The 20,565-nt window shown below is 33.1% G+C and carries 19 protein-coding genes and 1 riboswitch; of the genes, 17 read left to right on the top strand and 2 right to left on the bottom strand.

Annotated elements, in window-relative coordinates:
* Positions 1–49 precede the first annotated feature (49 nt).
* The 11 genes from lpxA to E0I26_RS11730 all read left to right on the top strand — a co-directional run bounded on the left by lpxA (position 50) and on the right by E0I26_RS11730 (position 10,915).
* Entirely contained in the window at positions 50–835 is a 786-nt protein-coding gene (gene lpxA, locus E0I26_RS11780; RefSeq protein ID WP_131916674.1) for an acyl-ACP--UDP-N-acetylglucosamine O-acyltransferase, read from the top strand.
* Positions 836–893: 58 nt separating this feature from the next.
* Entirely contained in the window at positions 894–1,460 is a 567-nt protein-coding gene (gene efp, locus E0I26_RS11775) for an elongation factor P (RefSeq protein WP_035672298.1), read from the top strand.
* 68 nt (positions 1,461–1,528) lie between these two features.
* Positions 1,529–2,458: a UDP-3-O-(3-hydroxymyristoyl)glucosamine N-acyltransferase gene (locus E0I26_RS11770; protein WP_131916673.1), complete on the top strand. Its 930-nt coding sequence runs from the start codon at positions 1,529–1,531 to the stop codon at positions 2,456–2,458.
* Between the two features lies 1 nt (position 2,459).
* Entirely contained in the window at positions 2,460–2,822 is a 363-nt protein-coding gene (locus tag E0I26_RS11765) for a nuclear transport factor 2 family protein (protein WP_131916672.1), read from the top strand.
* Positions 2,823–2,916: 94 nt separating this feature from the next.
* Positions 2,917–3,789 (top strand): succinate--CoA ligase subunit alpha, encoded by an 873-nt coding sequence (sucD, locus tag E0I26_RS11760; RefSeq protein WP_131916671.1) that lies wholly within the window; start codon positions 2,917–2,919, stop codon positions 3,787–3,789.
* Positions 3,790–4,004: 215 nt separating this feature from the next.
* A complete protein-coding gene (locus E0I26_RS11755; protein WP_131916670.1) occupies positions 4,005–4,427 on the top strand; it encodes a hypothetical protein in 423 nt (140 codons plus the stop codon).
* A gap of 128 nt (positions 4,428–4,555) precedes the next feature.
* Positions 4,556–4,652, top strand: a riboswitch (SAM-I-IV-variant riboswitch).
* A gap of 63 nt (positions 4,653–4,715) precedes the next feature.
* On the top strand, positions 4,716–6,038 hold the full coding sequence (locus E0I26_RS11750; RefSeq protein WP_131916669.1) for a Na+/H+ antiporter NhaC family protein: 1,323 nt from the start codon (positions 4,716–4,718) through the stop codon (positions 6,036–6,038).
* 74 nt (positions 6,039–6,112) lie between these two features.
* Entirely contained in the window at positions 6,113–6,859 is a 747-nt protein-coding gene (fabG, locus tag E0I26_RS11745) for a 3-oxoacyl-[acyl-carrier-protein] reductase (RefSeq protein WP_035672321.1), read from the top strand.
* A 64-nt stretch (positions 6,860–6,923) separates the two neighbouring features.
* The gene (locus E0I26_RS11740) at positions 6,924–8,951 is read left to right on the top strand and encodes a hypothetical protein (protein WP_131916668.1); all 2,028 of its coding nucleotides are present in this window, start codon (positions 6,924–6,926) and stop codon (positions 8,949–8,951) included.
* Between the two features lie 14 nt (positions 8,952–8,965).
* Positions 8,966–9,862, top strand: a complete 897-nt coding sequence (locus E0I26_RS11735) for a LysR family transcriptional regulator (RefSeq protein ID WP_131916667.1) — start codon at positions 8,966–8,968, stop codon at positions 9,860–9,862.
* Between the two features lie 150 nt (positions 9,863–10,012).
* Complete coding sequence (locus E0I26_RS11730; protein WP_394346101.1) at positions 10,013–10,915, top strand: YeiH family protein; 903 nt, start codon at positions 10,013–10,015, stop codon at positions 10,913–10,915.
* Here E0I26_RS11730 and E0I26_RS11725 read toward each other — a convergent pair.
* Positions 10,899–11,648: a YoaK family protein gene (locus tag E0I26_RS11725; RefSeq protein ID WP_131916666.1), complete on the bottom strand. Its 750-nt coding sequence runs from the start codon at positions 11,646–11,648 to the stop codon at positions 10,899–10,901. The two genes, E0I26_RS11730 and E0I26_RS11725, sit on opposite strands and share 17 nt — an antisense overlap.
* 97 nt (positions 11,649–11,745) lie before the next feature.
* Here E0I26_RS11725 and E0I26_RS11720 point away from each other — a divergent pair, with 97 nt between their 5' ends.
* The gene (locus E0I26_RS11720) at positions 11,746–12,744 is read left to right on the top strand and encodes a zinc dependent phospholipase C family protein (RefSeq protein ID WP_131916665.1); all 999 of its coding nucleotides are present in this window, start codon (positions 11,746–11,748) and stop codon (positions 12,742–12,744) included.
* Positions 12,745–12,801: 57 nt separating this feature from the next.
* Here E0I26_RS11720 and E0I26_RS11715 read toward each other — a convergent pair whose 3' ends face one another.
* Positions 12,802–14,901: an LTA synthase family protein gene (locus E0I26_RS11715; protein WP_131916664.1), complete on the bottom strand. Its 2,100-nt coding sequence runs from the start codon at positions 14,899–14,901 to the stop codon at positions 12,802–12,804.
* Positions 14,902–15,316: 415 nt separating this feature from the next.
* Here E0I26_RS11715 and E0I26_RS11710 point away from each other — a divergent pair, with 415 nt between their 5' ends.
* From E0I26_RS11710 to hisB, 5 genes are all read left to right on the top strand, one after another.
* A complete protein-coding gene (locus tag E0I26_RS11710; protein ID WP_131916663.1) occupies positions 15,317–15,817 on the top strand; it encodes a hypothetical protein in 501 nt (166 codons plus the stop codon).
* 276 nt (positions 15,818–16,093) lie between these two features.
* Positions 16,094–16,951, top strand: a complete 858-nt coding sequence (hisG, locus tag E0I26_RS11705) for an ATP phosphoribosyltransferase (RefSeq protein ID WP_131916662.1) — start codon at positions 16,094–16,096, stop codon at positions 16,949–16,951.
* A gap of 62 nt (positions 16,952–17,013) precedes the next feature.
* Positions 17,014–18,306 carry a histidinol dehydrogenase gene (hisD, locus tag E0I26_RS11700; protein WP_131916661.1) on the top strand — a complete coding sequence of 431 codons (1,293 nt, stop codon included), beginning with the start codon at positions 17,014–17,016 and terminating at the stop codon, positions 18,304–18,306.
* A complete protein-coding gene (hisC, locus tag E0I26_RS11695) occupies positions 18,296–19,351 on the top strand; it encodes a histidinol-phosphate transaminase (RefSeq protein WP_131916660.1) in 1,056 nt (351 codons plus the stop codon). The genes hisD and hisC overlap by 11 nt, the downstream gene beginning before the upstream one ends.
* Positions 19,352–19,367: 16 nt before the next feature.
* Positions 19,368–20,504, top strand: coding sequence for a bifunctional histidinol-phosphatase/imidazoleglycerol-phosphate dehydratase HisB (gene hisB, locus E0I26_RS11690; protein ID WP_131916659.1), 1,137 nt, complete (start codon positions 19,368–19,370; stop codon positions 20,502–20,504).
* The last annotated feature ends 61 nt before the right edge of the window (positions 20,505–20,565 follow it).

Raw genomic sequence — 20,565 nt, 5'->3', positions numbered from 1 at the left:
AATGAGAGTAACGTTTGTATTCTGAAAAATAAAAAAATAAAAAAAGCAGATGAATCAACCACTAGCCTATGTTCATCCAGGCGCTAAAATCGCCAAAAATGTTGTCATCGAGCCATTTACCACCATTCACAATAATGTAGTTATTGGGGACGGAACTTGGATAGGTTCGAATGTTACCATTATGGAAGGCGCAAGAATTGGAAAAAATTGTAATATATTCCCTGGCGCAGTTATTTCGGCGGTTCCACAGGATTTAAAATTTGGTGGAGAAGATTCTTTAGCAATAATTGGAGACAATTGTACTATTAGAGAATGTGTAACGATCAATAGAGGAACAATAGCATCCGGACAAACTACTTTAGGTAATAATTGTTTGGTAATGGCAACGGCACACATTGCTCATGATTGTCACATTGGCGATAATGCTATTATTGTAAACGGAGTAGCCTTGGCTGGTCACGTGACAGTTGGAAATTTTGCTGTTATTGGCGGTTTGGCAGCAATCCATCAATTTATCCACATTGGAGATCACGCGATGATATCAGGTGGATCTTTAGTAAGAAAAGATGTTCCGCCTTTCACAAAAGCAGCAAAAGAGCCTTTGTCTTATGTTGGGATTAATTCTGTCGGATTAAGAAGACGCGGTTTTACAACTGAAAAAATAAGAGAAATTCAGGATATTTATAGAATTCTGTATCAAAAAAATTACAATACAACTCAAGCTTTAGGTATTATTGAAGCAGAGATGGAAGCGACACCGGAAAGAGATGAAATCATTGATTTTATTCGAAATTCATCAAGAGGAGTAATGAAAGGATATTCTGGGAACTACTAAAAAATTAAAGTAGTTTTCAGTTACCAAAAATAAAAATAGTAATAAAAATAAAAAAATAATGGCATCTACATCAGATATTAAAAACGGATTGTGTATTAAATACAACAACGATATTTACAAAATCATTGAATTTCTTCATGTAAAACCAGGAAAAGGTCCTGCTTTTGTTAGAACAAAACTTAGAAGTTTGACTAACGGAAAAGTATTGGATAACACCTTTTCGGCTGGTCATAAAATCGAAGAAGTTAGAGTAGAAAACCATAAATTTCAATTTTTATACCCAGAAGGAGATGAATTTCATTTTATGAATACTGAGACTTTCGAACAAATTACTTTGAATAAAAACATCTTGGATTCGCCAGATTTATTGAAAGAAGGAGAAAATGTAATGGTAAGTATCAATACAGAAACTGATTTACCGCTTTCTGTAGATATGCCGGCATCTGTTATTCTTGAAGTGACTTATGCAGAACCAGGAATTAAAGGAAATACTGCTACAAATGCAACTAAATCAGCAACTGTTGAAACTGGTGCAACTGTAAATGTCCCTTTGTTTATTAATGAAGGAGATAAAATTAAAATTGATACTGCATCAGGTTCTTACATGGAACGTGTAAAAGAGTAGATTACAATGTTCAGTATTCAGCTTGAAAATGGGCTGAATACTGAATATTGAAACCGAATATTAAATTTATGAAATTCCAAAAAGTTTACACTTTAGAAGAAATTGCAAGTATCATTGACTGTGAATATGTTGGTGATAAGAATTTTCCAGTGACTGGAATGAATGAAATTCATGTTGTTGAATCAGGCGATATTGTTTTTGTGGATCATCCTAAGTATTATGATAAAGCATTAAACTCAGCAGCAACTATTGTTTTAATCAATAAAAATGTAGCTTGTCCGGACGGAAAAGCGTTGTTGATTTCAGACGATCCTTTTAGGGATTTTAATAAATTAACAAATTATTTCAAGCCATTTCAATTTTCGAATGTTTCAATAGCTACTTCAGCTTCAATAGGTGAAGGAACTGTAATACAGCCCAATACATTTATAGGAAATCATGTTGTTATTGGAAAGAATTGTTTGATTCATTCTAATGTTTCGATTTATGATTATACTGTAATTGGCGATAATGTAATGATTCACGCGGGAACTATTCTTGGTGCTGATGCGTTTTATTATAAAAAACGTCCTGAAGGATACGATCAATTACTTTCCGGTGGGAGAGTTGTCATCAAAGATAATGTTGGTATTGGAGCTCTTTGTACGATTGATAAAGGAGTTACTGGCGATACCACTATTGGGGAAGGCACAAAAATTGACAATCAAGTGCATGTAGGTCATGACACCGTTATTGGAAAAAAATGTTTAATTGCTTCACAAACCGGAATTGCAGGTTGTGTTGTTATTGAAGACGAAGTTACTATTTGGGGACAAGTAGGAACGACCAGCGGAATCACGATAGGAGCAAAGGCAGTTATTCTTGGTCAAACCGGAGTTACAAAATCAGTAGAAGGAGGAAAGTCCTATTTTGGTACACCAATAGAAGAATCAAGAGAAAAATTGAAACAATTGGCTAATATCAAGAAGATACCAGAAATTCTAAATAAACTAAAATAATATGTCTGCTAAAGAAGTCGTTCAGAAATTTTACAAATCAGATGCTCTTATCGATAGCGAAGTCATAAAAGATTTTTTGCATCCTGAAGTAATCGTTGAATGGAACAGTAGTAAGGGATTTATCCAATTGGATTACGATTCTTTATTGAGCCTGTCTAATGATTTAAGTAAAGCCTATGTTCGTTCAAAGGTTAGAATTAGTCATATTATGTCTGAAAATGATTTAATTTCGGTACGGTACTCTCATTTTGTGAAAACGATTGAGAATCCAAGAGAAGAAATGTTATTGGCGCATTTTATGGTTATTTGGCAAATAAAAGACAATAAACTATTTCGAGGGTATCAAATGAGTCAATTATCATAATTTAGTATCAAAAAACTGAATACTGAATACTGATTACTGATTACTATTTTATACTTTTGCATTACAATTTTAAAAACTACATAAAAAATATATCATGAGTGTTTTAGTTAATAAAGATTCCAAAATAATTGTTCAAGGTTTTACAGGAAGCGAAGGAACTTTCCATGCTTCTCAAATGATTGAGTACGGTACTAACGTTGTTGGTGGTGTAACTCCAGGAAAAGGGGGAACAACTCACTTAGACAGACCAGTTTTCAATACTGTAAAAGATGCTGTAGAACAAGCAGGAGCTGATACAACTATCATTTTTGTACCGCCTGCTTTTGCTGCTGATGCAATTATGGAAGCTGCAGATGCTGGAATTAAAGTAATTATTGCAATTACTGAAGGAATTCCTGTTGCTGACATGATAAAAGCAAATAGTTATGTTAAAGAAAGAAATTCCAGATTAATAGGTCCAAACTGTCCGGGTGTAATTACTCCGGGTGAAGCTAAAGTTGGTATTATGCCAGGTTTTGTTTTCAAAAAAGGAACTGTTGGTATTGTTTCTAAATCGGGTACATTAACGTACGAAGCTGCTGACCAAGTTGTAAAACAAGGATTAGGAATCACTACTGCTATCGGTATTGGTGGAGACCCAATCATCGGAACTACTACAAAAGAAGCAGTTGAATTATTGATGAATGACCCTGAAACGGAATGTATCGTAATGATAGGTGAAATCGGTGGACAATTAGAAGCTGATGCTGCTCATTGGATTAAAGCGGATGGTAACCGTAAACCAGTTGTAGGATTCATTGCAGGAGTTACCGCTCCAGCAGGACGTACAATGGGACATGCAGGTGCTATCGTTGGTGGATCAGATGATACTGCTGAAGCTAAAAAACAAATTATGAGAGAATGTGGAATTCACGTGGTAGATTCTCCAGCTGAAATTGGTAAAAAAGTAAAAGAAGTTTTAGGTTAATCTAAACTCTAATTAAATATTTTAAAAGCCTCACAATTTGTGGGGCTTTTTTATTATAAATTGAATTAAAGAAATATCTTTGCACTTTATTAAATGCAGCTGTTTTTCAGATGTAATCCTAATAAGAACAAACATAAACGAATGGTTTCTAATGGGCCTCACGATTTTGTGGGGTATTTTTTTGCCGAAGCCAGTTCAAATAAAAATAAAATAATATGTACAAAGAGTTAAAAAAATTCAAAGTTACCAATCAGTTTTCATTTACTACAGAGGACAGTCTAGCAGAAGTTTGTAATGCTTCAGAAGGATCTGGAGTGTTTTTAGTGTATTCTGTAGGGGAGGAAAAAGAGTTGATTATGGTTGGTTCTACTGGAACTGTTCAAAATGATGGAACTTTGAAAATTAAAAATGGTGGTCTAAAAGAAAAAATTGTAGAAGGACACCAATTTGCAAAAACAGGAAGAAAATATTCTTGGCCAGCACAAATGAAAATCGAAGATATCAGCACGCTAGAAGTGGTTTGGTATGAGACATTCAACGATAAAACAAAAGCAATCCCAACATTTGTAGAAGGACAAGTTTTACAAAACTTCCTTGACGAAAATGGAAGATTGCCAAAATGGAATGTAGCTTTTTAATTATTTAAAGTCTGTTTTTCAATATCTTAATTATAATTGCGTCACATTTTTATGTGACGCTTTTTTTTGAATTATTATTTTTTTTGAATGAAATTCAAATTATTTCATAAATAATTAATTACTTTTGCACCCGTTATCACGAATCCTTTAATAGGATAGCAACCTGCAACAACAAGCAAGGTGCTAAAACGATAAGCCAAATCCTTTGGAAAAAATGTTGTTTTAATCATTTTTATATTTTGGGTTGTATTGTAGTCGTGGTAATGAATTCATTTTATACCATTATTTATGACAAAGAAAATTCAACAAAAAGGAAATGCATTGGCATTACTTCCGTTATTCATTTTTATTTTAACCTTTTTAGGAGCTGGAATTTGGCTTAATGATTTTTATGCATTCCCATCTCCAGTAGCAGTTTTATTAGGGATTATAGCTGCTTTTTTGCTTTTCAAACAATCAACAGAAGACAAAGTAAATACTCTGATTTCCGGTTGTGGCGAGAGTAAAATTGTCACGATGTGCTTAATTTATTTGCTTGCAGGCGCTTTTGCCACTGTCACTAAAGCCATGGGAGGTGTCGATTCAGTGGTGAATTTAGGAATCAACAATATTGATGTTGCTTATTTTCCATTAGGAATTTTCCTGATTGCTTCTTTTCTTTCGACTGCTACAGGAACTTCGGTTGGTGCAATTGTGGCTTTAGGACCAATTGCAGTGAGTCTTGCGGAAAAAAGCGGTTCTCCACTTGCATTAATTGCAGGTTCTTTATTGGGAGGCGCCATGTTAGGGGATAATCTATCGATGATTTCAGATACAACCATTGCGGCCACTCAGTCTTTGGGATGCGAAATGAAAGATAAATTTAAAATAAACCTGTTCATCGCTTTTCCGGCTTCGGTAATTACTATTTTTTTACTTTTCTATTTAGGATTGAATTCAGAAGTTACGGCAGTTGCTATTCCAAAATCGAGTTATGAACTAATTACTATTTTACCGTATTTGTTAGTGATTATCCTTGCTATAATTGGGATTAATGTTTTTACAACTTTAATAATCGGAATTGTGGTAGCAGGGATTATCGGAATTGTTGGCGCTGATTTTACCATTTTAGTTTTCGCACAAAAAATATACGAAGGATTTACGAGTATGACCGATATATTCTTGTTATCTATGCTTACTGGTGGTTTAGCTGCATTGGTAGAAAAAGCAGGTGGAATTGATTTTGTCATTCACAAAATTAAATCCAGAATAAAAAACAAGAAATCGGCTCAAATGGGAATTGGAACTTTAGTGAGTTTTACAAATATGGCTATCGCCAATAATACCGTTTCCATTGTTATTACAGGTGCCATTGCCAAAGAAATTAATGATGAATATAATTTAAGCTCCAAAAAAACGGCAACATTACTAGATATTTTTGCTTGTATTGTTCAGGGGATTTTGCCTTATGGTGCACAAGTATTATTAATTTTAAGTTTTGCTAATGGCAAACTGAACTTCTTAGATTTACTCAGTAACGCTTGGTATCTCTTATTTTTGTTTTTAGTTACTTTAATTGCCATTTACAGTAATTATTGGGATAAATCGATAAATAGATTTTTGAAAGTTTAAGCTTTTGACATAAAATTTTTGAATTGAATTGTTATATTTGTCTTATAAAAAAATATACAAACGAACGATAGAATATGAAATTACTAGAAGGAAAAGTAGCCATAATTACAGGTGCGAGTCGCGGAATTGGAAAAGGAATTGCTGAAGTTTTTGCAAAACATGGTGCAAATGTTGCATTTACATATAGCTCATCTGTAGAATCAGCTTTGGCATTAGAAAATGAATTGAATGCTCTTGGAATTAAAGCCAAAGGATATCAATCTAACGCAGCCGATTTTAATGAAGCGCAAACGTTTGTTGATGCGGTTTTAGCTGAATTTGGAACGGTTGATATTCTAATAAACAACGCCGGAATTACTAAAGACAACCTTTTGATGCGTATGTCTGAAGGAGATTTCGATCAAGTAATTGATGTCAACTTGAAATCGGTTTTTAATATGACCAAAGCAATTCAACGTACTTTCCTGAAACAACGTTCTGGTTCTATAATCAATATGAGTTCAGTTGTAGGAGTGAAAGGAAATGCAGGACAAACTAATTATGCTGCTTCTAAAGCAGGGGTTATCGGTTTTTCTAAATCCGTAGCATTGGAATTAGGATCTCGCAACATTCGTTGCAATGTAATTGCTCCAGGATTTATAGAAACAGAAATGACGGCTAAATTAAATGAAGATGTTGTAAAAGGATGGAGAGACGGAATTCCGTTGAAACGTGGCGGAACGACTGAAGATGTTGCCAATGCGTGTCTTTTCTTTGCTTCAGACATGAGTGCTTACGTAACGGGACAGGTTATGAATGTTTGTGGAGGAATGCTTACCTAAAAAAAATAGTGATCAGTCATCAGTGCTCAGTTGCTGAATACTGATGACTGAACACTACTAAAATATGACAACAAACACTTTACTATTATTACTTCTTTCTTTACTAATAGCTGGCGGTTTGTCATTTTTTCAATATATCTACAAAGCCAAAAACAAATCGAAAATCGGTTGGTTTTTGGCTTTTTTGCGCTTTTTATCCATTTTTGGAATTTTATTGTTATTGATTAATCCAATAATGACGAAAAACACCTTAGAAACCGTAAAAACGCCTTTACCGATTGTTGTTGACAATTCGAGTTCTATTTCGTTTTTGAATTCCAATGAAAAAGCATTGGAATTGTATAAAAAAATACAATCAAACTCAGATTTACAAGAGAAATTTGACGTGCAATCGTTTCAATTTTCAGATGATTTTGAACCTACAGAAACATTTGATTTTAAAGGAACCCAAACTAATATTGATGTTGTTGCCAAAAATCTAAAAAGCATTTATAAAAACACAATCTACCCAACAGTTTTAATTACGGATGGAAATCAAACTTCCGGAAATGACTATGTCTACAGTTTTGATGCTGCGAATAAAGTACATCCAGTAATTGTAGGTGATACAACAACTTTTTTAGATTTTAAAATCAATCAGCTGAATGTTAATAAATATGCTTTTCATAAAAATAAATTTCCTGTAGAAGCTTTTTTACAGTATTCAGGAACAAAAAGCGTAACAGCTGATTTCATCATTTCGCAAGGAAATTCGGTATTCAGTAAACAATCCATTACCTTTTCGCCTTCCAAAAAAACGGCAACTGTAAGTGTACTTTTACCGGCTGATAAAATAGGATTACAGGTTTTTAAAGCCTCTATTTCATCGAAAGAAAAGGAAAAAAATACGTATAATAATACCAAGAATTTTGCGGTTGAAGTTATAGATCAAAAAACAAATATTGCTATAGTATCTGCTATAAATCATCCTGATTTAGGGGCGCTAAAAAGGGCCATTGAATCCAATGCACAACGTAAAGTAATAATTGTTAAGCCAAATGAAATCAAAGCATTGCAAGATTTTAATGTTTTAATTTTATATCAGCCAACAACCGAATTTAAAACCATTTTTGAGAGTAATAAAGGTGCCGGAATCAATACGTTTATTATTACTGGAAATAATACTGATTTCAATTTTTTGAATCAATATCAGGATAATTTGAGCTTTAAAATGAGCGGACAAAAAGAAGATTATTTGTCGGTTTTTAATGCTCAGTTTAATTTGTTTGCAGTAGACAATATCGGGTTTGAAAATTTACCTCCTTTACAAAATGCTTTTGGAACCGTAACAACAAAAGGAGCGGTGTCTGTTTTGCTTTCATCGAAAATTAGAACAATAGATACTAATGCGCCTTTGCTGGCTTTTACAGAAAAACAAGGTAGGCGAGCCGCTTATCTTTTGGGAGAAAACACATGGAAATGGCGCTTGCAAACACATGTCAATAATCAATCTTTTGAAAAATATGATATTTTCATGGATAAGATTGTTCAATTTTTGGCTTCCAATAATTCTAAAAAATCATTAGTGGTGGAACATGAAAGTTTTTATAATTCAGGTGAAGCCATTGAAATAACTGCGCAATATTTCAATAAAAATTATGAGTTTGATGAAAAAGCCCGTTTGACTATTGCGGTAACAAATACCAAAACCAAGCAAACGAAAAACTACGATTTATTAAAAGGAAATAATTCCTATAAAGTTAATCTTGACGGATTGAAAGCCGGCCCTTATGCGTTTACGGTAAAAGAATTGAATTCTAAAACGACGTATTCCAGTAGTTTTGAAATTCTTGATTTTGATATTGAAAAGCAATTTGTCAATCCCGATGTAGAGAAATTGACACAATTAGCGACGCAAACACAAGGAAAAGCATTTTTCCCGGATCAAGTAGATGCATTGATTAAAACGCTTTTAGAAAATGAAGAATATAAAGCGATAGAAAAGAACATTGTTACAAAAACGCCTTTGATTGATTGGATTTGGTTATTGGTTTTGATTTCAATTTTACTGGCAACCGAATGGTTTGTTCGAAAATACAACGGATTACTGTAATACAATTAAACAACATGGATTTTAGACTGAAAGTATTTTATACCGTTGCCAATCGTTTGAGTTTCACTAAAGCTGCAACGGAATTGTTTATTACGCAACCTGCGATTTCCAAACATATTCAGGAATTAGAAGAACAATATAAAATCAAATTGTTTGATAGAAATGGTTCTAAAATCGCATTGACAACTGCCGGTGAAGTATTATTAAAACACACCAAAAACATTTTTGAAGTATACCGAGAAATTGATTTTGATATGAGCACGCTGATTAATCAACGTTCCGGATTGTTGCGATTAGGAGCCAGTACGACTATTTCTCAGTATATAATTCCGCCACTTTTAGCTCGTTTCCATCAAAAATTGCAAGATGTAAAAGTGAATTTACTGAATGGAAACACGGAACAAATAGAAAACGCTTTATTAAAACAGGAGATTGAAATAGGAATAGTTGAAGGACAATCAAAAAATAAGTCCATTAAATATACGGAGTTTTTAAAAGACGAATTGGTTTTAGTATGTAACAGTTCCAATCCATTAGTCAGTCTTGATGAAGTGACTCAGGAGGATCTTAAAAGGATGCATTTTTTAATGCGGGAACAAGGTTCTGGAACACTTGAAGTTATTGAACATGCGTTGAAACCATTTGAAATTAAACTATCAGAATTAATAATTGAAATGCAATTGGGAAGTACGGAAAGCATAAAATCCTATTTGATGAACTCTGATTGTGTGGCTTTTATATCCATTCATGCGGTAAAAAAAGAACTTCAAAACAATGAATTGACTATACTGGACATTAAAGACCTGATTATAGAACGTTTCTTTTATATCATTACGTTACAAGGAAAAACGGATTCACTATCGGATTTGTTTATCCAGAACATTTCGAATCATTATAATTTAAAGTTATAGCAGATTATAATTTTCGATTGGCATAAATAGATTTATCTCTCCACCTTTGTATTGTAATAATTCAACAACTTTACATTGGAAACGCATCAAAAAGTAATTCAAAAAGAATCTTTTATTTTTTTTAAAGTAAATGCCAAATGGCAGCAACTCATTTTTGTTACATTGTTATTGTTCTGCACATCAACTTTTGTTTCTCCGCCAATTGCTTTAGTGTTAGGATTGATTGTAGCCAACCTTTTTGGGCATCCTTTTTTAGAATTGAATCATAAGGCAACTCATTTTTTATTGCAGTTTTCGGTAATAGGACTGGGTTTTGGGATGAATGTCCACAGTGCTGTTTCTGCTGGTAAAGAAGGCTTTTTGTTTACTGTCATTTCTATTTTCAGTACTTTAGTTTTAGGGACTTTTCTGGGGAAATGGTTTAAAACGGAAAAGAAAACATCTCATTTAATTTCTTGCGGAACGGCAATTTGTGGCGGAAGTGCAATTGCAGCGATTGCGCCCGTAATCAAATCAAATGAAAAACAAACTTCAGTTGCTTTGGGAGTGATATTCATTCTGAATTCGGTGGCTTTATTTTTGTTTCCCGCCGTGGGTGATTGGTTGGATTTGTCTCAAAAAGAGTTTGGATTATGGTGCGCCATTGCCATTCATGATACGAGTTCTGTGGTAGGAGCAGCCAGTAAATATGGTCCGGAAGCATTACAAATTGCCACAACGGTAAAATTAGCCCGTGCGTTATGGATTATTCCTGTAGCATTGATTACTGCTTTTATTTTTAAAAATAAATCGGGGAAAATAAAAATTCCTTATTTTATCGGATTATTTATTATGGCGATGATTACCAATACATATCTGCCACAAATTAAGATAATAGCACCGCATTTGGTTTCTGTTGCCAAAATTGGTCTGACGGTGACTTTGTTTTTGATTGGAGCCGGATTAAATAGAACTGTTTTAAAATCGGTGGGATTGAAACCGCTTGTACAGGGAATTTTGCTTTGGACATTTATAGCAATCGCTACTTTGGTTTCGATTATTTATCTAAAATAGTTTTATGATGAAAGGTTTTTCGTTTGATAACATGAAATTGCAATCGGATGTAATCATACAAAAGCGCAATTAATAAAAAAGTTGCCGCAACAAAAAGGGTTTTCATTTCCAATAAATTATAAAGAAAACCTCCTGAAAAACAGCCGATAAAAAAGAACGCAATAATGGATAATCTCAGATAGATACTGGTTTTTAATTTTTTCTTTTCTTCTGGTTTTTTATAGAAAAACAATTGAGACAATTCGATTCCTAAATCAGTAAAAAGCCCCGTTAAATGGGTTGTTCTAACTGTTGATTGGGAAATTTTTGTCACCAAAGAGTTTTGTATTCCCATCGCAAAAAGCATCGAAAAAGCAATCCATTTTCCTTCAATGCTGGATAATGCTGATTGTGCTCCGAACATCCCAACACCAATCAAAACAATCATTTCCAGAGAAATAGGAATGAGATGAGATAAATTTGGATGTTTCTTGGAAATCAATTCTGCTAAAAAATTAGAGGTAAAAGCGCCAAACAAAAAGAAAATAGTGAATACAAAAAAGGTAATTGCGGCTGCATAATCCCGCTTCATGATTTCTTCGGCAAAGTAGGCGAAATGACCCGTAACATTGGTAGTTAATGTTTGTATCGATAAAACTCCGGTAACATTTACAATTCCGGCTACAAAAGATAATAAAGTGGCTAAACGAAGATTGTGAATAAAAGTTCTGTTTTTTCCTTGATGTCGAAACATATTTGTAGTTTTCTTTTTTAATTAACAGAATCTTAAACCCAATTTTTTCTAATAACGATTTAAAGAAATACATTTGCACTTCAAAAAAATAAATTTAATGAAAAATTTTAAAATTAGACCTACACTTATCGCGTTATCTACTCTTGGAGTTGCTTTTTTTATTTTGTCATGGGGAGTTATTGGACATGAACGAATCAATAGAGCGGCGGTAATGGCACTTCCAAAACCATTGCAGACTTTCTTTTACAATCATATTGATTTTATTACACAAGAATCTACGGTTCCTGATTTAAGAAGAAATGTTTTGAACGATAAAGCAGAGCCGCCTCGCCATTATTTTGACATGGAGAATTTTGGTGCTGTGGAGACTTTTCCTAAAAACATGGAAGAAGCGAAACTAAAATACGATGAGAGGTTTTTGACTAAAAACGGAATATTGCCTTGGTACATTCAGGATATGATGGTCAAATTGACTAAGGCTTTCAAGGACAAAAGAAAAAACGAAATATTATTTATTGCAGCTGATTTAGGTCATTACATTGCAGATGCGCACATGCCGTTGCATACATCAGACAACCATGATGGACAAAATACCAATCAAAAAGGAATTCATTCGTTGTGGGAAAGTCGCTTGCCGGAACTGTTTGCTAAAGATTATAAATTAAACGTAGCGCAAGGAAAATATTTAGAGAATGTGGATAAAGCAACTTGGGATATCATTTTTGATACACACAGTTTAGTGGAGCCTTTATTGGCCGCTGATAAAAAACTAAGAACTGCAACTGCTGAAAACAAAATGTATGTAACAGATGCAACTGGAAATATTGTAAAAAACAAATACGGTGGAATGTTATATTCTGATGAATATGCCGGTAAATTCCATACGGAGTTGAATGGTATGGTTGAAAAACAAATGAAAAAAGCCATTACTGCAACGGCAAGTTTTTGGTATACGGCTTGGGTAAATGCTGGAAAACCAGATTTAAGCAATCTTGACGCTACTGAACTTACAAAACGCAACAGCAAAACTTTGAAAAAGGATTTGAAAACTTTTGAAAAAGGAAATCTTTTTGGTTTGACAAACGAGAAAGAGTAACGTTATATTTTCAATTAAAAAACGGGTGAAATTTTAATTTCACCCGTTTTTTTTATGTTAATTAATTTTTTGATATTTCTTTTTCTTCAACATATCCGAGGCAGTTTGATAGTATGAAATCGTTTCGTTTACTAAATCTGTTCGTTCTTTTGTCAACGGTATTTGATCGTGAAAAATTTGGAAATCAGGAGCCACTTTCTGGTTTGGTCTCAAAGTCAATTGAAATTGCTTTACTTTTTGTTTTGGTGAAATAATCGTTAAAACATTATCTTTTATGAATCCTAAATCCTGATAGGTTGCAATCAAAGCTCGAGGTTTATAGTCTGGTTTTAAAACATCCTGTCCGTAAAATTTACTTTGGTAATCAAAATTCAATAGTCCAAATACCGTTGGCATAATATCTATTTGAGACATCAGATTAGTATAGTTTTTTGGCTGAACAAAACCAGGACTATAAATTAAGGCAGGAATCCTATATTTATCTGCTGGAAGCTCTGTTTTTCCTGCACTTGAAGCACAATGATCGGCAATAATTACAAAAACAGTATTGGCAAACCAAGGCTGTTTTTTTGCCATTTCAAAGAATTTTTTTATCGCAAAATCAGTATATTTTACCCCGCCATCGCGCGATTTGACATCACCCGGAATATCAATTTTATTATTCGGGTAGGTAAAAGGCCTGTGGTTGCTTACGGTCATCCAATGATTGAAAAATGGTTTTCCTTGTTTTGCTTCTTCATTCATCACCTTGATTGCTTTGTTGGCCATATCCTCGTCACAAACGCCCCATACATTCGAAAAAGTGATTTCTTCAGGAGTAAATGTTTTTTTGTCGACAATTTCATATCCATTTCCTGAAAAGAAATCTCCCATATTATCAAAAAAGGAATCGCCTCCATACATGAATTTTACATTGTATCCTTTTTGTTTGAAAATATTTCCTGTGGAGAACTTATTTTTATTGTCTTTTCTTTTCACAACGCTTTCGCCCGCAGTAGGAGGGAAACATAAAGTAACGGCTTCAAGACCTCGGACCGTTCTGTTTCCCACGGCATAGAGGTTTGTAAAAACTAAACTTTTGGTTGCCAAACTGTCTAAAAACGGAGTGATGTTTTTCTCACTACCATACATTTTCATAAACTCCGCACTATAACTTTCAATAGTTATCAGAACTACGTTTTTATGATTTTCAGCAGCTTCATTTTTTATTTGTCTCAAAGTTGTTTCTCCTGAAATGGAAGGAATTTGTTGTTTTAATTGAGCAAATGCTTCACTACTGGGAACTGTTTTGTAAAATTTGAAATAATCCAATTCACTATTCATAAATGCCAAGTAGAATCTGTAAATACCGTTGGCCTGAAGTTCATTTGCAAAAATATTTTGGGAATTTTCTTTAGCGGATAAAAATGGTATTGCGAATAAAGAAAGGCCAAACAACACTAAATAAATCCCGGACAATTTTATTTTTTCCACAAAAGCTGGAATACTTTCAATATAATTTTTTGATTTTTTTACAATTAGGTAGGTTACAATTCCAGCAATAATAAATAGTCCGGAAAATAGAGGAATGACAGGATAAGATTCCATGATATTTCCAATGACTTCATTGGTGTAAATCAAATAATTTACCGCTATAAAATTGTATTTCACGCCAAATTCATTCCAGAAAAAGTATTCACTGATTCCATTTTGTAAAATTAAAACCACGTAGAGAAAAATCACAAAGGAGAACAACCAAAATCTGATTTGGCTTCGATATTTTGGAAGGAAAAGTAATAATCCAAATAAAACTGTTTTGATTGCTATAAAAGTAATGCCAATTTTAGGTAAGGCGCCACCATATTCATTAAGAATAGTATTGCCAAATGAAACATAGAGTAATAAGGATAGTAATAAACCAAAAAGGATGTAACCGTATGGTTTAAAGTATTTCGAATTAGATATAAAAATGAGATATAGCCATAAAAAACCACTCATTAATACAAAAATAAAAATGTCAGATATAAACCCAAAAACAAATAAAGACAGCGTATCAATCCAAGTAAATGATGTTTGTGTTATGGGATGAAAAAAAAGAACAACTCTTAATACGAAGCTTACGGCAATATAGAAAAGTAATAAATAATTGAAGGGAGATGATTTTTTTAAGAAATTCATAGTGCTATTTTTAGATGCAAAAGTATATATAATTTTTAGTATTATTTTTTAAGAATTGCTTAATATTTTGTGAAAAATAGTAATAACTTAAAATTTTTCACAAATTGTGGCGTTTAATTATGAATGAATAGTTTTACACGTCCGATTCTGATTTAGCTACTTTTAATGTGATTCAATATGGTTTTGGTGTACATTACACGGATATTTATAAGAATATAAAATCTGAAAATTCTGTTTAAAAAATATTGACTTGAGGTTTAATCACTACAAAAGAAGTGGTAATTTAGCTGTACAAGTACTCCAATTGACACAAACAGAAAAACTGTAAAAATCTGTGAAATCGGGGGTAAAAAAATAAAGAAGCAGAGCTTCGAGGAATAAAACCTAAAGATATTAAACTTTAAATAAAAAAATTATGAATGATGCTCATTTACACATAGTCGTAAACCATTTTCCAATTATCGGAACCATTTTTGGAATTGGAATTTTAATCACAGGAATATTTTTAAAAAACAGTTCCGTAAAAAATACGGCTTATATTTTATTTGTTATTGCTGCCATTTTTGGGGCACTCAGTATGGGAACTGGTGAAGGAGCAGAGGAGATGGTTGAAGATTTTCCAAATATTGGTAAAGCAATTATCCATGAACATGAAGAATTAGCAGAGAGATTTGCTTTAGTCCTTTATATAACGGGAGTTTTTGCATTGATTTCATTTGTAGCCGCTATAAAAAAGTTTCGACTGGCCCAAATATTTTCATTTATTACGCTTGTTCTGGCTTTACTAGCTGGAATTATTTCAATAAACGTAGGAACTTCTGGCGGTGAAATTCGTCATACTGAAATCAGAGAAGATGGCAGTGCCAAAATTGTAAATGATACAGATTCTACTGAAACAGAATTGAATAAAAAATAAATCGTAACAATTTTACGTCATTAAGTTAAAATAAAAATAGTTTTTTAAATAATTTATCTCTTATATTTGCAAAAGAATTTAATTCTAAAATACACAAAAATGTTTACAAATCAATTGCATCATCATCATTTTCATTATTGCTCTCAAGCGATGTGTTAATGGTATGTGTGTAAATCATCATATTCTAAAAACCCGTTTGAGTACATCAAACGGGTTTTTTATTGCCCACTATTTGTACTCAATCAAAATATTTTAAACAAATACAAAAAAGACAAAATGAGTACATTAAAAATTGCAATTCAAAAATCAGGACGTTTAAACGAAGACAGCATTCAAATTCTTAAAGATGCAGGTATTTCAATCGATAACGGTATCGACCAATTAAAAGCTGAAGCATCCAATTTCCCTTTAGAGGTTTTATATTTAAGAAATTCGGATATTCCCCAATATCTAATAGATGGAGTTGTAGATATTGCTATTGTTGGCGATAATTTATTAGTTGAAAAAGGAAACAATATTGAAGTAATTCAAAAATTAGGTTTTTCAAAATGTAAAGTATCGGTGGCTGTCCCGAAAGCATTTAATTACAAATCAGTTCAAGATTTAGATGGTATGCGTATTGCAACTTCCTATCCTAAAACAGTACTTGATTTTTTTACTTCTAAAGGAGTAACAGTCGATATTCACCAGATATCAGGTTCGGTAGAAATAGCTCCAAACATTGGTTTAGCAGATGCCATTGTTGATATTGTATCTAGTGGGAGTACTTTGTTTAAAAATAATCTAAAAGAGGTTGAAGTTATTTTTAAAAGTGAAGCGGTTTTGGCTGTTTCTCCAAAAGTAAGTCCTGAATCTCAAAAAATAATCGATACATTAAAATTCAGAATCGAATCCGTTTTAAGGGCAAGAAAATCGAAGTATATCTTGATGAATATTCCAAATGACAAAATTGATGCTGTTGGAAAAATTCTTCCTGTATTAAGAAGTTTAACAGTTTTGCCACTGGCACAAGAAGGGTGGAGTAGCGTACACTCCGTAATCGACAAAGATACTTTCTGGGATGTAATTGATCAGTTGAAAGAAGTTGGAGCCGAAGGAATTTTGGTTTGTCCAATTGAAAAAATGGTGTTATAGAATAGTTAAGAATTATGTGTCCTAATCCATAATTTTTAACGATTAACAAAAAATAAAAAACAATGAATAAAATATACAATCCAAAACCGGAAACTTGGTCTTCTATTTTAGAAAGACCAACAAAAACTGTTGATGATATTGAAGCTACTGTAAAAGAAATTTTTAAGGAAGTTCAGAAAAAAGGAGATAGCGCTGTAGCAAAATATACGTCGATTTTTGATGGTGCTAAAATCGATACAATTGAAGTTTCTAAAGCTGAAATTGACCAAGCAATTGCATCAATTTCTATCGAGTTAAAAGAAGCGATTTCGCTTGCAAAATCAAATATTAAAAAATTCCATACTGCTCAAAAAACAAATAGAGTTTCTGTAGAAACAATCGAAGGAGTAAAGTGCTGGCAGGAAAAAAGACCAATCCAAAAAATTGGTTTATACATTCCTGGAGGAACTGCACCTTTATTTTCAACTGTATTGATGCTTGCTGTTCCGGCAAAAATCGCCGGTTGCAACGAAATTGTATTATGTTCTCCTCCAGATAAAAACGGAAATATTAATCCAGCTATTTTATATGCTGCAAATCTATGTGGTATAACCAAAATTTTAAAAGTAGGAGGAATTCAGGCTATTGCCGGAATGACTTTTGGAACGGAAACGATTCCTAAAGTATATAAAATTTTCGGTCCCGGAAATCAATTTGTGACCGTTGCTAAACAATTGGCAACACAATTTGGTGTGGCAATCGATATGCCAGCCGGTCCATCGGAATTATTGATTGTTGCTGATGACACTGCAATTCCAGCTTTTGTAGCTTCTGATTTATTGTCACAGGCAGAACACGGAGCGGACAGTCAGGTAATTTTAGTTTCTACTTCAAGAAAATTAATTGATGCTGTAGAAACAGAAATCCAAATACAGATGGATTTACTTCCAAGAAAAGCAATTGCCGAAAAAGCCATTGCCAATTCTAAATTGATTTTTGTAGAAAATGATACAATTGCTTTAGAATTAATCAACGAATACGGACCGGAACACTTTATTATCTGTTCGGAATATGATGATTTTTATAGTAACGGAGTTCAAAATGCCGGTTCTGTTTTTATTGGAAACTATACTCCAGAAAGCGCTGGAGATTATGCTTCAGGAACAAATCATACTTTACCAACCAACGGTTATGCCAAGAATTATAGTGGCGTGAATCTGAATAGTTTTACCAAAGCGATGACTTTTCAAAAAATAACTAAAATAGGAATACAAAATATTGGTAAAGCCATAGAAATCATGGCGGAAGCAGAAGGATTACAAGCACACAAAAATGCAGTTACATTACGATTAAAAGCGATTGAGGATGGAAAATAATTTTGATATAAATAATTTAGTCCGAGAAAACGTAAAGCAATTAAAACCCTATTCTTCTGCTCGCGATGAGTTTGAAGGTTTTGACACTGCTGATATGATTTTTCTGGATGCCAATGAAAATCCTTTTGAAAACGGTGTAAATCGGTATCCAGATCCACAACAAATGAGTGTAAAAGCAATTTTAGCTAAGCAAAGAAATGTAAAACCAAATCAAATTTTACTTGGAAACGGAAGTGATGAAGTATTGGATTTATTATTTAGAGCTTTTTGTGAACCAAAAACAGACAATGTAATCACTTTGCCGCCAACCTACGGAATGTATGGCGTTTTGGCTAATATCAATGCGGTAGAAAATAAAGAAGTCTTGCTTTCAGAGGATTTTCAACCACAAATTGAGAAAATTATGGAAGCTGTTGATTCAACTACTAAAATCATCTTTTTGTGTTCTCCAAATAACCCAACCGGGAATTCATTTTCGGATGAAAGTGTGGCGTATCTTTTGCAAAATTTTAAAGGTTTGGTTGTGATTGATGAAGCGTACATTGACTTTTCAAAAAAGGAAAGTTGGATTAATGAATTAGACGAATATCCAAATTTAGTGATTACTCAAACATTATCAAAAGCGTATGGTCTGGCAGGAATTCGATTGGGAATTTGTTATGCATCTGCGGAAGTAATTTCGGTTTTAAATAAAATAAAACCTCCTTATAATGTAAACGAATTAACACAACAAAGAGCTATTGTTCGTTTTAATGATTCGGATAAAATAAAAACTGAAATAGTATCAATTATTGAGCAAAGAGATAAATTACTTAAAGTATTACTTGACATAAATTTTGTCAAAAAAATCTATCCTACAGAAGCCAATTTTATTTTGGTAAAAGTGGATGATGCCAATAAAAGATACGACGAATTGATAGCAAAAGGAATCGTAATTCGAAACAGAACAACCCAACCCTTATGCGAAAATTGTTTGCGTTTGACCGTTGGAACCGAATTGGAAAATAAAAAATTAATAGCAGCATTACAAAGCCTTAACGCTTAGTTTAAATAATTATAGCATGAAAAAAATACTTTTTATAGATCGTGATGGAACAATGGTTGTGGAACCAAATGACTATCAATTAGACAGTTTTGAAAAATTAGAATTTTATCCAAACGCTTTTCAATATCTTGGAAAAATAGCTAAAGAATTGGATTTCGAATTGGTAATGGTTACAAATCAAGATGGTTTGGGAACGGATTCTCATCCCGAAATTAACTTTTGGCCAGTTCATAATTTAATTATGAAAGCTTTTGAAAACGAAGGAGTTGTTTTCAAAGAAGTATTAATTGACAAAACATTTCCACACGAAAATGCACCGACACGCAAACCTGCAACGGGTTTATTGACAAAATATATTGATAATCCCGAGTATGATTTAGCAAATTCATTCGTAATAGGCGACAGGATAACTGACGTGGAATTAGCAAAAAACTTAGGTTCAAAAGCGATTTTTATCAACACGGACGAAGGATTGGGAAGTGACGAAATTGCTTCAAAAAGAGAAGAGCTCGACTCCGTTATCGCTTTACAAACTACAGATTGGAAAGTAATTTATGAGTTTTTAAAATTAGAGGAGCGTTCGGCTTCAATTGAAAGAAAAACCAATGAAACGGATATTTACATCAAGTTGAACCTTGACGGAACCGGAAAAAGTAAAATCGATACCGGAATTGCCTTTTTTGATCACATGCTGGACCAAATTGCGCGCCACGGACAAATGGACTTGGAAATCCTAGTAAAAGGTGATTTGGAAGTGGATGAACACCACACGATTGAAGACACTGCGATTGCACTTGGAGAAGTTTTTGCAAAAACATTAGGAAATAAATTAGGAATAGAACGTTACGGTTTTTGTTTGCCAATGGACGATTGTTTAGCGCAAGTTGCGATTGATTTTGGAGGCAGAAACTGGTTGGTTTGGGAAACGGAATTCAAACGTGAAATGGTGGGTAAAATGCCAACCGAAATGTTTTATCATTTCTTTAAATCTTTCTCGGATGGTGCCAAAGCTAACATCAACATTAAAGCGGAAGGAACTAATGAACATCACAAGATTGAAGCGATTTTTAAAGCTTTTGCAAAAGCGATAAAAGTAGCGGTAAAACGTGATACCGAAAAGATGATTTTGCCTTCAACGAAAGGAATGCTTTAAAAAATTATGAATTATAAATTATGAATTATTAAGCGTTAAATCCTTAATGAAACTTAATTTA

Source organism: Flavobacterium rhamnosiphilum, from assembly GCF_004349195.1.
Lineage (GTDB): Bacteria > Bacteroidota > Bacteroidia > Flavobacteriales > Flavobacteriaceae > Flavobacterium > Flavobacterium rhamnosiphilum.
Note: the sequence above shows the minus strand (reverse complement) of the source record. Positions and strands in the feature narration are given on the sequence as shown.